The 14,084-nt window shown below is 35.8% G+C and carries 14 protein-coding genes and 1 tRNA gene; 6 read left to right on the top strand and 9 right to left on the bottom strand.

All coding sequences use genetic code 11. The annotated features are described in order from the left end of the window. Window positions 1-59 precede the first annotated feature (59 nt). Window positions 60-611, top strand: coding sequence for a DJ-1 family glyoxalase III (locus O4O04_RS18725; protein ID WP_272533389.1), 552 nt, complete (start codon window positions 60-62; stop codon window positions 609-611). 413 nt (window positions 612-1,024) lie between these two features. Here O4O04_RS18725 and O4O04_RS18730 read toward each other — a convergent pair whose 3' ends face one another. The 9 genes from O4O04_RS18730 to rpsT all read right to left on the bottom strand — a co-directional run bounded on the left by O4O04_RS18730 (window position 1,025) and on the right by rpsT (window position 9,591). Then, window positions 1,025-1,366, bottom strand: a complete 342-nt coding sequence (locus O4O04_RS18730; protein WP_272533391.1) for an STAS domain-containing protein — start codon at window positions 1,364-1,366, stop codon at window positions 1,025-1,027. 162 nt (window positions 1,367-1,528) lie between these two features. Next, window positions 1,529-1,873 carry a P-II family nitrogen regulator gene (locus O4O04_RS18735; protein ID WP_272533392.1) on the bottom strand — a complete coding sequence of 115 codons (345 nt, stop codon included), beginning with the start codon at window positions 1,871-1,873 and terminating at the stop codon, window positions 1,529-1,531. A gap of 300 nt (window positions 1,874-2,173) precedes the next feature. Further along, a complete protein-coding gene (locus tag O4O04_RS18740) occupies window positions 2,174-3,781 on the bottom strand; it encodes a carboxyl transferase domain-containing protein (RefSeq protein WP_272533393.1) in 1,608 nt (535 codons plus the stop codon). Beyond that, on the bottom strand, window positions 3,757-4,671 hold the full coding sequence (locus O4O04_RS18745; RefSeq protein ID WP_272533394.1) for an alpha/beta fold hydrolase: 915 nt from the start codon (window positions 4,669-4,671) through the stop codon (window positions 3,757-3,759). Before O4O04_RS18745 ends, O4O04_RS18740 begins: the two co-directional genes overlap by 25 nt. Window positions 4,672-4,680: 9 nt before the next feature. After that, window positions 4,681-5,769, bottom strand: a complete 1,089-nt coding sequence (locus O4O04_RS18750; RefSeq protein WP_272533395.1) for a glucose-1-phosphate thymidylyltransferase — start codon at window positions 5,767-5,769, stop codon at window positions 4,681-4,683. 1 nt (window position 5,770) lies between these two features. Then, window positions 5,771-7,606 (bottom strand): glutamine--fructose-6-phosphate transaminase (isomerizing), encoded by a 1,836-nt coding sequence (gene glmS, locus O4O04_RS18755; protein WP_272533396.1) that lies wholly within the window; start codon window positions 7,604-7,606, stop codon window positions 5,771-5,773. Between the two features lie 24 nt (window positions 7,607-7,630). Next, the gene (glmM, locus tag O4O04_RS18760) at window positions 7,631-8,986 is read right to left on the bottom strand and encodes a phosphoglucosamine mutase (protein ID WP_272533397.1); all 1,356 of its coding nucleotides are present in this window, start codon (window positions 8,984-8,986) and stop codon (window positions 7,631-7,633) included. 94 nt (window positions 8,987-9,080) lie between these two features. Continuing rightward, a tRNA-Val gene (locus O4O04_RS18765) sits at window positions 9,081-9,153 on the bottom strand. Between the two features lie 150 nt (window positions 9,154-9,303). Beyond that, window positions 9,304-9,591 (bottom strand): 30S ribosomal protein S20, encoded by a 288-nt coding sequence (gene rpsT / locus O4O04_RS18770; protein ID WP_272533399.1) that lies wholly within the window; start codon window positions 9,589-9,591, stop codon window positions 9,304-9,306. Window positions 9,592-9,712: 121 nt separating this feature from the next. Here rpsT and O4O04_RS18775 point away from each other — a divergent pair, with 121 nt between their 5' ends. The 5 genes from O4O04_RS18775 (at window position 9,713) to O4O04_RS18795 (ending at window position 14,077) form a co-directional block, all read left to right on the top strand. Further along, window positions 9,713-9,991: a hypothetical protein gene (locus tag O4O04_RS18775; RefSeq protein WP_272533400.1), complete on the top strand. Its 279-nt coding sequence runs from the start codon at window positions 9,713-9,715 to the stop codon at window positions 9,989-9,991. Continuing rightward, entirely contained in the window at window positions 9,988-11,169 is a 1,182-nt protein-coding gene (locus O4O04_RS18780; RefSeq protein ID WP_272533401.1) for an LIC_10450 family protein, read from the top strand. Before O4O04_RS18775 ends, O4O04_RS18780 begins: the two co-directional genes overlap by 4 nt. 15 nt (window positions 11,170-11,184) lie before the next feature. Further along, window positions 11,185-11,970: a hypothetical protein gene (locus O4O04_RS18785; RefSeq protein ID WP_272533402.1), complete on the top strand. Its 786-nt coding sequence runs from the start codon at window positions 11,185-11,187 to the stop codon at window positions 11,968-11,970. Window positions 11,971-11,973: 3 nt separating this feature from the next. Beyond that, window positions 11,974-13,578: a thiolase C-terminal domain-containing protein gene (locus O4O04_RS18790; protein WP_272533403.1), complete on the top strand. Its 1,605-nt coding sequence runs from the start codon at window positions 11,974-11,976 to the stop codon at window positions 13,576-13,578. 61 nt (window positions 13,579-13,639) lie between these two features. Further along, window positions 13,640-14,077: a bacteriohemerythrin gene (locus O4O04_RS18795; protein WP_272533404.1), complete on the top strand. Its 438-nt coding sequence runs from the start codon at window positions 13,640-13,642 to the stop codon at window positions 14,075-14,077. Window positions 14,078-14,084: the final 7 nt, after the last annotated feature.

Here is a 14,084-nt window from a genome sequence, read left to right on the forward strand (position 1 = left end):
AATATACCTACTAATTAATTAATTATTGCAGAATTTGAATATTATTTTAAAATTAAAGTATGAAAAAAGTAATGATTCCACTAGCTGAAGGTTTTGAAGAGATGGAAGCTATCATTTTAATAGATGTTTTACGGAGAGGTAAAGTTCAAGTCACATCTTGCGGCCTAAAAGCAGGTCCTATTATAGCATCACGAGGTACAATTCATACACCAGATAGCCTAATCACGGACAATCTGCACGGAACGTTCGATATGATTGTTCTTCCGGGGGGATTAAAGGGAACAGAAGGGTTAATGAATTCTCAAGAGCTCAGCAATATGTTGATAAATCATGCAAACAATTCTGGTTGGATAGGCGCGATTTGTGCTGCTCCTAATATATTAAGAAAACTGAATATTATTTCTGGTGACGATCCCTATACAGCTTATCCATCTACTTTGCAATTAGCGGATGGGGGCAAATATAGTGGAGCTAGAATTGTGATTCAAAATAGAATTATTACAAGTATTGCTGTAGGTTCCGCATTCGAATTTGCTTTGAAGATTCTAGAAATTCTACAAGGAGAAGATATTGAGAAAGAAGTGAGAGCTGGACTCATGCTACCCATATGACCAAAGTTTTTTATGATTTTGTTCTAATTTTTGTTCAAAATGCACATTATACAGAATTCAATCACCTAAATAGCAATTGAAAATTGCCAAAAGCTTAGATTGTTCTAAATGAGGTATCTGTGAGACTTCAGAAAGTTGACTGGATGTGAGGATGGGCAAAAGCTATGGGCTTAAGCCCATCCATTCGTAATCCCACTCAATTTTACTATTTCTACAAAATGAAAAACTTGCATTGTTGCAAGAGACGTATCAAAATAAATAGACTTTGATTGGGAAATTAATGGGGTAACAGTTATTTAATGAAAAATTTGATTGGGTTTATAGATGGCGACATCAATAGGCAAAAATAACAATTGAGGTAATTAGAAATAACTTATTGATTTCTATAAATAATTGATTGAACAAAAATAAAGTTAATTCTGCTTGAAAGACTTAACTGCTTCTTCTACAGAAGAGTGGATTTCTAAATGGCTTTCCATCCCAGTAAGCTTGAAAACTTTAGCCACTGAACCGGATACTCCTGTAACCTTGAGATTTCCATGATATTTCTTGAGCTTATACATACCTGTAACCAAAGTTCCAATGCCAGAAGAATCCATGAATGGAACTTTTTCTAAGTTCACGATGATCTCATACATTTGTTGCTTAACAATTGAATCAATCGCTTCTTTTACTTCGCGGGCATTGTACAAATCTACCTCACCAATGATATCTAGGACAGGTATTGAATCAAAAGTTCTATGGATGATTTCCATACATTAAAGCAATCATCTATGAAAGTTTTTGGAAAGAAAAAAAAATCAAACTTAAATAAAAAGTGACTTGGGGGGCTTACTGACTTCTCTCTAATTTCTCCGAAAATCGAAAAATAGACAGAATCAATGCCTTTATCCCCCCAGATCATAGGAAACGGATTCTTAAATCGCTGAACTTCCTTTTTCACCAGTTCGAATGCGGATTGCATCTTCCAATGGTAGAATGAAAATTTTACCATCTCCAATCTTTCCTTCTCCAGTTTTTGCACCTTTCAGAATTGCATCAACTGTTGCCTTCGCAAATTCGTCATTTACTGCGATTTCCAATCTCACTTTGCGGAGCAAATTGACCTGATATTCATGGCCACGAAAAACTTCTGTTTTTCCTTTTTGTTGGCCGTATCCTTGAACATCACTTACGGTTAATCGGTAAATTTCATGTTTGGTTAGTTCAGCTTTTACTTCTTCAACCTTATGAGGCTGAATGATCGCTACGATTAATTTCATTTTGTCTCCTTACCCAATGGATAAAGGAATACTTGCAAAAAAGGTACCTAGTTTAAGAAGTGATGGCTCTTTTTTGAAAGTAATTGTATTCGGACGCAGGAATTGACAGTAATTTGCATAAAAATTATGGATTTTAAACGAATAAAATTCCGTTCAATTTTTCTAGAAAATACAGTATTCCAAATCTGTTCAATGAACAGACAGTACGCTGATTCGTACTTCGTACCTACACTTTCCAATGAAAATAATTTTGGAATCGCGAGATAAAAATTATCAATAAAAACTGAATCGAAAAGAGTTTTACATCCGGAAAATTCCAAACCCGTGCTTTTCACGTTCTTGTCCTTCAACCACAGACAAAGCAATTCCTAGAACGCTTCTCGTATCAATTGGATCAATGATACCGTCATCCCATAGACGTGCAGAACTATAAACAGAAGATGATTTCGATTCATAGTCGCTAAGAATCGGTTCTTTGAATTTTGACTCTTCGTCATCCGTCCAAACGATACCTTCTTTTGACATTTGATCTTTTTTGACAGTGGCAAGAACGCTTGCAGCTTGTTCACCACCCATCACAGAAATTTTAGCATTCGGCCACATCCAGAGAAAATTCGGATTGAATGCTCGACCGCACATACCGTAATTTCCTGCGCCGTAAGATCCACCAATAATTACAGTCAACTTTGGAACTCTAGTTGTTGATACAGCCGTCACCATTTTGGCACCATCACGAGCAATTCCGTTATTTTCGTATTTTTTCCCAACCATAAAGCCAGTGATATTTTGCAAAAAGAGCAGAGGAATATTTCGTTTATCACAAAGTTCAATAAAATGAGCGGTCTTTAATGCAGATTCCGAAAATAAAATTCCATTATTAGCTACAATTCCAACTGGATAACCATATATATGAGCAAATCCACAGATAATAGTATTGCCATATAATTTTTTGAATTCTTGAAACTCTGATCCATCTACCAATCGAGCAATAATTTCTCGAACGTCGGAACTTTTGCGAGTATCTTTTTGAATGATCCCATAGATATCATCAGCCGGATATAAAGGATCACGATATTCAATTTTTTTTACTAAGTTCTTCTTCGGTGAATTGATATTACGAACAATACTTCGAGTTATTTCGATAGCATGATCATCATTTTCAGCAAAATGATCCGTTACTCCAGACATTCGACAATGAACATCGGCTCCACCGAGTTCTTCAGGTGTAACAACCTCTCCAGTTGCAGCCTTCACGAGAGGAGGCCCTCCTAGAAAAATGGTTCCAGTTCCTTTTACAATAACAGATTCATCGGACATCGCTGGAATATAAGCACCGCCTGCAGTACAGCTCCCCATAACAACCGCTATCTGAGAAATCCCCAATGCAGACATTTGTGCTTGATTATAAAATATTTTGCCAAAATGTTCTTTGTCTGGAAAAACTTCATCTTGCATTGGTAGAAATGCACCACCTGAATCAACGAGATATATGCAAGGTAACTTATTCTGTTTTGCAATTTCTTGAGCCCGAACATGCTTCTTCACGGTTAACGGATAGTAGGTGCCTCCCTTCACTGTTGCATCGTTTGCAACAATGACACATTCAATTCCTTCGATAATTCCTATTCCCGTAATGATACCCGCAGACGGTACATCATCAGGATAGACATCATATGCCGCAAGAGTAGAAAGTTCCAAAAATGCCGTATTCTTATCAATTAGACTTCGTATGCGTTCACGAGCTGTAAGCTTACCCCTAGATTTATGGCGCTGAATAGATTTATCTCCACCCATTAACTTTACTTTGTCGACAAGGCTTCGAATATCCTTAGAACGTTGAATCAGGAATTCTTTATTTTCTTTGAAATCTTCCGAGTTTGAATCTATTTTGGTTGTGAGGATATCCATGGTTTGTTTCCTAAGGATTTCTTATTTTTATTTCTTGACATTGAATTGAGTAATGGTTCGATTTTTTTTGCAAGAGAAAGTGGTGCTTCTTCCATTGAAAGATGTCCTGCATCAACAATATGTACAGATGATAATCTTGTAATCTCCATAAGATACTCGGTCTGCTTAGCATTCTCACTTCTATCGTCTGCACCTATTATGATCTGTCTTAAACCAACTGTCTTCTTGATTCCAGATTCCATATCACGCTGTGCGTGACTTGATCTATCAAAATTTTTGCACATACTTACTAAATACTTCTTTCTATCACCTTCAAATAGAAGCTGATAATAATCTTGCGCGACTTCCTTGCTCATAGGTCGGGAGAAAGACTGCATGAACAGATTGTACATAATGCGAATTACCGGTGGAAAGAATAGATAAGAAAACAAAAATCCTATCAAAGGGATTCGGAATAATTTAATCGGCAAAGGAAAACTATATTTTTTAATTTTTAAAAAACAAGATACCATGCTAAGAGATTTAACCTTTTCAGGAAATTGATTTAGCATTAAGAAAGCAACACTGCCTGCATATTCATGACAAACCAAATGAACTTTCTCTTCTCCAGCTATCTCTTCTAAAAATTCAGCCAAGACAGTAGCAAGATACCTATGAGAATATGGATGAATGGAAGGTTCTGAGAATCCAATACCTGGCCAATCTAAAGAAATTGCTTGATAATGCTCAGAAAGGACTGCAGCTACTTTTCTATAAGAATAAGAAGTTGCCATCAATCCAGGTAGAAGAACTACTTTCTCACCTTTACCCTTACTAGTATAAAAAACTTTCTGTCCAGAATTAGATGCGAATAAACCTGATTGATAATGTTCTTTTAGATCCCAGTTCATATTGTCCATTTAATTTTTATTTTGTATCATTTTCGAATAAATATATGATATATAATTCTCTAATTCTTGAGGCATGATCATTGAACGACGAGACATTATTTTTTTTGTATCTTGCAAAAATCTATCCAATCTATATTTTTCTCCAGAATCAATCCATGAGAAAGGAGGAGTATAACCTTTTACTTTTGAACTAACTATATTTGAACCGACATCAATACTAGTTCCCGTATTAAGCATGACCCCAATTCCAATCTTAGCATAATCACCGACTACGGAACCAAATTTTATCGTGCCGGTATTAATTTTCTGGTTACCTGATTGAATTTCAATCGTTCCGTAATTATTCTTTAGATCACTAGTTGTTGACAAAGCACCCAGATTCACCCATGAACCAATAAAAGAATGACCCAGAAAACCTTCATGATGCTTATTAGAATAATCTTGAATAATTGTATTCGATACTTCCCCACCAATGCGGCACTGACTTCCAATAACAGTTCCACCTGTTAACCGCGCATCATCGATCTTGGATTTACTTCCAATATACAATGGACCTTCAAGAAAACTAAAAGATGAAATAGTGACACCTTTATCAATTATAATTGGACCATTGGTAGTATCAAAAACAACTCCTGGATAAATGATCGTATCAGGATGTATGTAAAGATGCTTTTCTTTACCTACCAAATCGATTCGTTTGAATTTAGATTTGAATTTACTCTTCCATTTTGATATTTCTTTGACATGAGAAATATCTTCTTCTAAGTAATTGGGAATGTTCTGTATAAGATCCCAAGGTTTATAAGATCCAGGTTCAATTACTAGATCTCCACTTTCTGATTTATAATTGGATTCAGTGTTTTTATGTTCTAGCGGTAGTATCGAAGGATGCTTAGAGAGAAAAAAATTCCTACTCACTTCATTGGAATTGATATAGAATGTCTTCGCTTGCGGATATTTTCTATGTAGTCTTTCTAATATAGTTTCGTGCCCAACTCTAAGCTCAACGAATGATCGAAATCGCGTTAATATATCCAATCCAGGAATCACTTCATTGTCTAAAATGATTATCCTTTTGATCTGACTAGACTCTTTCATTCTATTCAACAGTTACCGACTTAGCAAGGTTACGTGGTTGATCGACATTGCATCCTCTATGAATCGCAACATAGTAAGACAAAAGTTGCAAAGGGATTACTGATAATAAAGGTTGCAGACAATCCTCTGTTTTAGGAATCTCAACAACATATTCCGCCATATTGTGAATATCCTTTTCACCTTCTGTAACGATCGCTATAACTTTTCCTTTACGAGCTTTTACTTCTTGGATATTTGAAATGATTTTCTCATAAGAGGAATCTTTTGTTGCTATAAAAACTACTGGCATATCTTCATCAATAAGTGCAATTGGTCCATGCTTCATCTCGGCTGCTGGATATCCTTCCGCATGAATATAGGAAATTTCTTTGAGTTTGAGAGCACCTTCCAGCGCGACTGGAAAATTGTAACCACGTCCAAGATACAAAAAGTTCTTTGCAAACTGAAAAGTTTCTGCGATACGCTTTACAGGTTCTGTGTTCTCTAGAATTTTTTGGATTTTATCAGGAATACTATCCAATTCAAATAACAATTCTCTGTAGCGACTCTCGGATAGAGTTCCCTTTTTGAGTCCCAAAATAATCGCCATCATTGCAAGAACTGTAACTTGCCCAGTGAAAGCTTTCGTACTCGCCACACCGATTTCCGGTCCAGCATGAATATAGGCACCCGCATGAGAAGCCCTAGAGATGGAACTTCCAACAACATTACAAACTCCAAATATAGTAGCACCTTTTGATTTCGCTAAATCTATAGCAGCCAATGTATCTGCTGTCTCACCTGATTGTGATATTGCGACAACTACATCATTTTCGCGAATCACTGGATTTCTATATCGAAATTCCGATGCATATTCAACCTCAACATTGATTCTCGCTATATCTTCAAATAGATACTCAGCAACTAAACCTGCATGCCATGAAGTCCCACAGGCTACAAAAATAACTCTATCAGTATTTAAGAATTTATTCATGTACTGATACATTCCATTTAGATTCAAATGGTTATCTTTTGCTATCAATCGTCCGCGTAGACAATCGCGAATCGATTTAGGCTGTTCATGAATCTCTTTAAGCATGAAATGAGAAAATCCACCTTTCTCAATAGATTCCAATTCCATTTCTAAGTGATGTATAAAAGGTGTTTTAGGAACATCTTCAATACTTTTTATATTGAGTTCACCATCTCGGATCACAGCAATTTCATAATCATCCAAGTAAACAACGTTATTAGTATATTCAATGATTGGTGTTGCATCCGATGCCACAAAAAATTCACCATTTCCGATTCCGATCACCAAAGGACTTCCTTTTCTCGCCGCAATAAGTTGCTTATCATCATCAGATGAGAGAATCAAAATAGCATAAGCACCTACGACTTCGTTCAATGCCAAACGAACAGCTTCATCTAAGTTGCAATTGTTTCTTTTTTTGATTTCTTCGATTAATAGTATTATAACTTCCGAATCTGTTTCACTTTTAAATTTATATCCCTTCTGCTCCAATTCGGTTTTGAGAGATTGATAATTTTCAATAATGCCATTATGAATGATTGCGAGTTTTCCATCGGACGAAGAATGAGGATGTGCATTTATATCATTAGGTTCACCATGTGTTGCCCACCTTGTATGTCCTATTCCAATATTACTAGAAATATCTGATCCACCGACATGACTTTCTAATTCGGCTACTTTTCCTTTCTTTTTATAAACTTTCAGTCCACCGTTTAGAAGAGCAACACCGGCACTGTCATATCCTCTATATTCTAATCTTTTTAGTCCTTTAATGATGATCGGATACGCATCGCGCTTACCAATATAACCAACTATTCCGCACATAATTTTCTCCTCAGAATAAATGTCTTACGACAAGGATTTCTCCGCTTGATGAATGATTTCGTTTAATTTCTCTGCAGAATCGGCTTCTGCTATAATTCTTACTATAGGCTCGGTGTTAGACGGTCTCACATGAATCCAGCCATAATCCCAGGCGAGCCTCAGCCCATCTATCTCCGAAACTTGATCAGATTTAAAACCAGATCGGATACTATTGAAAACATCCAATATTTCTCTACCCTCGCGAGCAAATTTGGTTTTTTTCATAAAGAGTCCGGGCAATTTTTCAAATATACTATCTATTGGCTTATCATCTTTTGCCATCAAATGAAGAATATGTCCAATACCTGCGAGAGAATCTCTTCCGTAAGAATTGATTTTTGGATCAATGACTCCCCCATTGCCCTCTCCACCAAACATTGCTTTGTTGTCTATCATGGCTTGAACGACATTAGCTTCACCAACTTTGGATCGAATTACAGATCCACCATATGCTTTTACAACACGATCAGATACAAAACTTGAAGATTCATTTAGAACTACTTTTGGTTTGCCAATAAATTCAGGCAGAACTGCCATCAAACTCAAAGGGACTGTATATTCTTCTGATAGGGCACCTAGCTTTGGTGTAAGGACAACCAAACGATCAGCGTCTGGATCTACAGCAAAACCTATATCTACACCTGACGATTTTACAAATGCTGATGTATCAACCAGTGCTTCTTCTGTAGGTTCTGCTGGTCTAGGGAATTGCCCATCCGGATTGCAGTGCATTTTGTACACATCACATCCTAACATCTCTAAAAACTCGGGAATAAGATTACTACCTGCGCCATTCACAGCATCAATTAATACTTTATATTTCTTCTTACGAATTGCGAGAACATCGATTCGTTCTAGTATAGACTCAAGATGCAATTTTGCATCATCATATTGATAATCAACTTTTACATTTGCATCATAAATAGCTTGAGGAAATTGGTTAGCGTTAACCAATTCCATAACTTTGTCAATTTCTTTCTGAGAAAAAAAGAATCCATTACGTCCGACAAATTTAAAAGCATTCCAATCCATAGGATTGTGAGATGCGGAAACAATTACTCCAGATTCCGCAGATTTTGCATTCACAACTGCTTTAACCGTAGGAGTTGGTACGATTCCTAATGATAATACAGACTTACCGGCAGCTAAGATTGCACCGTTTAATATAGATTCAACGAAAAGGCCGCTTGGCCTAGAGTCACGACCAACAACTACAAAACTACCACCCATTGCAGTAGCAAATGCTCTGGAAAATCTTAATATAGTTTCAGGATTAAACCCATCTTGTATCTTACCACGGACACCTGATACAGATATCATTAATTTAGAGAAATCATCCATCACTGATTAGTTTAAAATAATAAGTTTCTGAGTAAACTGGAATTTATATTGGAAGAGAGGAAGAGATTATTAAATGGATAAGATAGATTGAACCTGGGCGATGACAGGATTGAACTGCCGACCCTCTGCTTGTAAGGCAGATGCTCTCCCAGCTGAGCTAATCGCCCTCAGGTTCACTCTTGCTATGAAATTATAGAAGGTTACAGTGTCGATGATTTTTTGAATGAAGGCTAGAAAAAGAAAGATTTATTCAAAGTAAAATAAAAAGACCTCCAGAGGAGGTCCTATAAAAAGGGAAGTTCTAAATAGTTCTGCCTTTAAGCAGCAGTTGCTGATTGTGCTTTTGAAGTTTTGGAAATCAAAAGTGCCATTCTAGATTTTTTACGACTCGCATTTCCTTTATGAATCAAATTTGTTTTCGCTGCTTTATCTAATAATGATGAATACTCTTTGTACAGAAGTGAAGCCTTTTCTAAGTTTCCTTCTTTTACATTCTTTAAAATATTTTTAGCACTGGTTCTGAGACGAGCCTTCTTAGATGCATTGGCTGCAGTTCTCTTTATTGTTCTTCTTATGTCTTTTTTGGATGACTTTAAATTTGCCACGAGATTCCCCTTTTTTTACAGTTTTTTCGTCGGAGTCTGGGAAGTCGATGATTTTTTGATTGTACGCTAGAACCAAGCCAATTGATTGCCAATTTTGGAAATTATATTCCAGGAGATTATTATGGAAGTTTATTTTCAAATTGACCAAGGATTGAGTCGATATATGAAAGAGTGGGATTTAGATTTAAAATTGCTGATACGAATGGCAATTTTGGATCCACCTTCAGAAATTGAGACCTTCCTAAAAGCGGAAGTAAGAGACATAGACTATGTAAAAATCAATTGTGATTCAGATGAATTCAATTTTTTATTTGCACATTCGTTTAGAAATGGAAAATATATTGGGGAGATAACGGAAGATTTATTCAACCACGCATTCTTTAAATATTTATACAAATGAGCCAAGAAAATACTGATTATATCCGAGTGAATTCGATCAACGAGATTGATCCCAATAAATTATCTTTATCTTTTGTTGGTAAAAAATTTATCGATAAGGATAATAATCGATTTTCGATTCGATTCAATCGTGAGACTCGTAAAATGGAAGTTGTCAAAATAATGATTCGCTCAGGAGGCAAAATCCAAGAAGACAATTCTCTACGCGCTTGGGAAGAGTCGAAAGAAATTGATAAACCACTGCAAGATTATATAAAACCAGATACGCAAGTAACTAAACAAAGTTTAGAAACTCCTAATATTCATGAATCTTCGTCCCCGCATGATTCAAAAAAACAATTGGATTCCAAAAAGAATTCTCAATCAGCTTCCATTCCATCCCAGTCAACAGATAAATCAAAAGATAATAAAGATGATTTTAATTTCTCAGGAATTGATCTGGATATTTCTCTAGAAGATTTTGGATCACCAGTAACACCTTCTCGTACAGAAACTAGCCAAGAAAATTTGGAAATTCAAGAAACCCGTTCCCAATCCTCCAAACCTGAAGAAAATTATGATGATAAAAAAGGAGTCAATGAAAAAAGCACTTCTGCTTCTTCGGAGATAAAAACCAAAGCAATAAAACCAGAAGAAGAAAAGAATAAAATTGAAGCTTTGATGAAATCTATTGAAGAAGCCAAAACGAGAATACAATCTGTACTCAATAATATAAAATCATCTAGAATATTTGAGATAACGGGAGATCCATCCGAGAACAAAAATATAATCGGAAATCTGACACGCGAATTTGATGTAGAAGTGTTCCAGCCCTTAGAAAAAATCTCAAATTATCTAAAAGAACTCACTTCATATCCTCGAGCAATCAACTATTATACTGCCAAATTTGAGAAATCTAAACGAGATGATCTATCACTTGCTGTAAATGATAAAGACAAGCTTGCTCTTGTGATGAGATGGGAAATGCAAGAAGGATTTACAAGTTTGTTAGGCAAATTTAAAGCATTGAGCCATAGCCTTCTAGATGTATTCAATTTAAAAACGGAAACGCATGTAAAACAATTACAATATCAGAATCAACTAATGTTTACCGATGCGAAAAATGCTACAATATTTTGCTCCCAAGATATTGAGAAATTGATAAAAGATGTTGAAAACTGGAAATACGAAACGAACTAAAATAAAAAGGGAACTATGACACTCAACACAACGGAAATCAACGGAATTTTAGAAAAAATCCGCAGTGAATATGCAACTTATAGCAAACAAAATCCTAAAGCTTTTGATCTCGCGGGATTCGAGAAAAGATATTTGCAAACATTACAAATGAAATCCAATGTTGTGCGTTTCCTAAATGATGAAGTTGCTTTTCTAGAACAACTTAAGAATAAATACAATGAATTAATTGCGAAAAAAGAAGCATCCAAAGGCGCAACCATCAATAGAATAATGGATGAAGCTATCGCCCGTTTAGAGAAGTATCCAAAAATGGACTTCCATCCCTTAGCCAAACCTGAGTTGAGATATTTTTATGGAGCTATGCGAGATTTTGGAGATTCTGAAGTTCCTGCTCTCATTCATGTTTTTCGTGGTACACCAGAATACAATATGTTCCAAGATGTTTTACACACCATAGAAAAAATAGCAGTCTCACGCATTCGCAATCAATCACCACCGCGTATCACAGAGCATATCAAGGCTTTGCTTGATGCAAACGGCAATCAAATGTTGATGGAAAAAGATACTCAAGATGTACTCAAAACCACTTGTCTAGCACTCAAAAAAGTTTCTCTTTTGTGCAAAGAGTGCATCGATAAGAATCGGATCAGTTCAGAAATAATGATGAGAATTGATGACAAGGAATATCCTAAAGCTGGATCGTATAATGTCAAAACTCATAAGGGAGCACTTGAAACAGTCATAATCAAATGCCAAGAAATTATTGAGGACTTTCGAATGACTGCGATTGTTGGACCTTAGTTTATGAGCCCAATAATTCTAGGAGTTTGTGATTCAATCGAATCAGACATTAGCAACTATCAAGAGTTATCAAATTATGAACGCTATTTCGCACTTTTAGAATCTGCTGTCGATGGACTTTGCAATTTTTTAGGTACAGATCGTACGGAAGTTTCTCAATATTTAACAGACTTTGTTTCCATAGATGCAGCAGCTCTTGCTCGAACGGGTTACGGACAGATGGTAAAGGACGCAAATGATTTGGGCTTTACTGGAATTCAGTGCCATACGGTCGATCTTGGAGGTGCCAGTGTTTGTGGTGCAATCGGAGAAGCATGGCGAATCGCAGAATCAAATCCTTATGCAGTAATTTTAGTTGCAGGCGCAGACGTTCCAAAGTCCGTTTTTCGTCAGGTAAGTGATCTGAAGAAACTTACTGCTACCGTTGCAAATTCTGAATATGAAATTCCATATGGTGCCACGTTAATCGCAATGTATGGACTACTTGCTAATAAACAGATGCAAGATAATGATATTGATATTTCAGAATATGAGAATATAACCAAATATTTCCGAAATATTGCAATTGAAAATCCGCGCTCATTTTATTACAGAAAGGAAATCATAGACAAACAATTTACGAAATTTTTGGCTTATCCATATTCAACACCCATGATTGCAATCGTCACTGATCATGGATTTGCCACTATTGTTGTTGGGCATAAAGCCCATGAAGAATTGATCGCTAAGTCAGTCATAAAAGAAAAATCTAATCCGTTGTATTTGATTGGAACGGGACATTGTATACATTCAGAATATTTTTCCTTAAAATCTAAATTAGAAAGTCCGGCTGGAATTGCGGCCGAGAGAGCTTTTGCGAGCGCAGGATGCAATAGAAACTCAATTGAATACGCATGGATATATGATTGTTTCATTGGAATGATAATTTCTCAAGCTTCCGCATATTTTGGCGAGAATCCGAAAAAAGTAGCAGAGGCTTTACAAAATGGAAAAATTCCAATAGGAGATAAAGAAATTCCGATCAACATGGGCGGTGGAATACTAAATTACCAAGCAGCGATGTCAATGTCTGGAGCAACCGGATTGGTTGATGTTCTTAGTCAGTACGGATTGTCCAAAAATCCATTACCTTTATCACAAAAACTTACTACTCCACCTAAACTTTCTCTTCTTGGTGGCAATGGTGGAATCGATTCTATCAACTCAGTGGCTTTATTTTCACAAGAATCAGCCAACACCCAATCGCAAAGAAAACCAATAATCCACCGAAGACTCAAACTCAATAAGATCATTCATCCTGAGAAAAATACAAATTCTACGATTGCTAAAAATAATATTGATCAATCACAAAATCAAATTCCTAACGAACAGACAGAACGGATTGGAACGATTCTGACAAGTACGGTAGTTTATTTCAATCCAGGTGGCGAGAAGAAGACTCCCTATGTACTAGCACTCGTATCGCTAGAAAATGGAAATTTTGTTATGACAAACATTTATCAAGAAAATGGAGACGAGTGCAGGAATCTTGACCTGATAAAAAATAATCATACAAAAATTAGAATAATTCCAAATAATAATATTTGGAAAGGTATCATCGTTGAGTAAATTCTATTGAAAAAAGCCTCTGGTTTATAAAAATAGAGGAATCCAGTATTGGGAGAACGATATGTCAGTAGAATGGAACGAAAAATACGTAACGAATATTACAGAAATAGACACTCAACACCAAAGACTATTTTTTCTATTAGGTGAAGTTGAAAAATTATATGAGAGTAATAAAGGCAATCTTACTAAATTCATTCCTCAAATAAGCAAAACCATTCTGGATTTGGAGCATTACACAATTTCCCATTTTTTGATTGAAGAGAGAGTGATGGAAGATAGCGATTATCCAGATTTAGAAAATCATAAATTATTGCATGATAAGTTTACCACAAAGATTCAAGATTCTAAGCAAGAATTGATTGAACTTCAAAAAGAATTAGATGAAGAGAAATTGGATGAATTCTTACATAAACTAATTAAATTTTTAGGATTATGGCTAACCAATCATATATTAATAAAGGATATGGATTATAAGCCATTTGTAAAGCGAACTCTCTAAAAATACA

Source organism: Leptospira sp. GIMC2001, from assembly GCF_028462125.1.
Classification (GTDB): domain Bacteria; phylum Spirochaetota; class Leptospiria; order Leptospirales; family Leptospiraceae.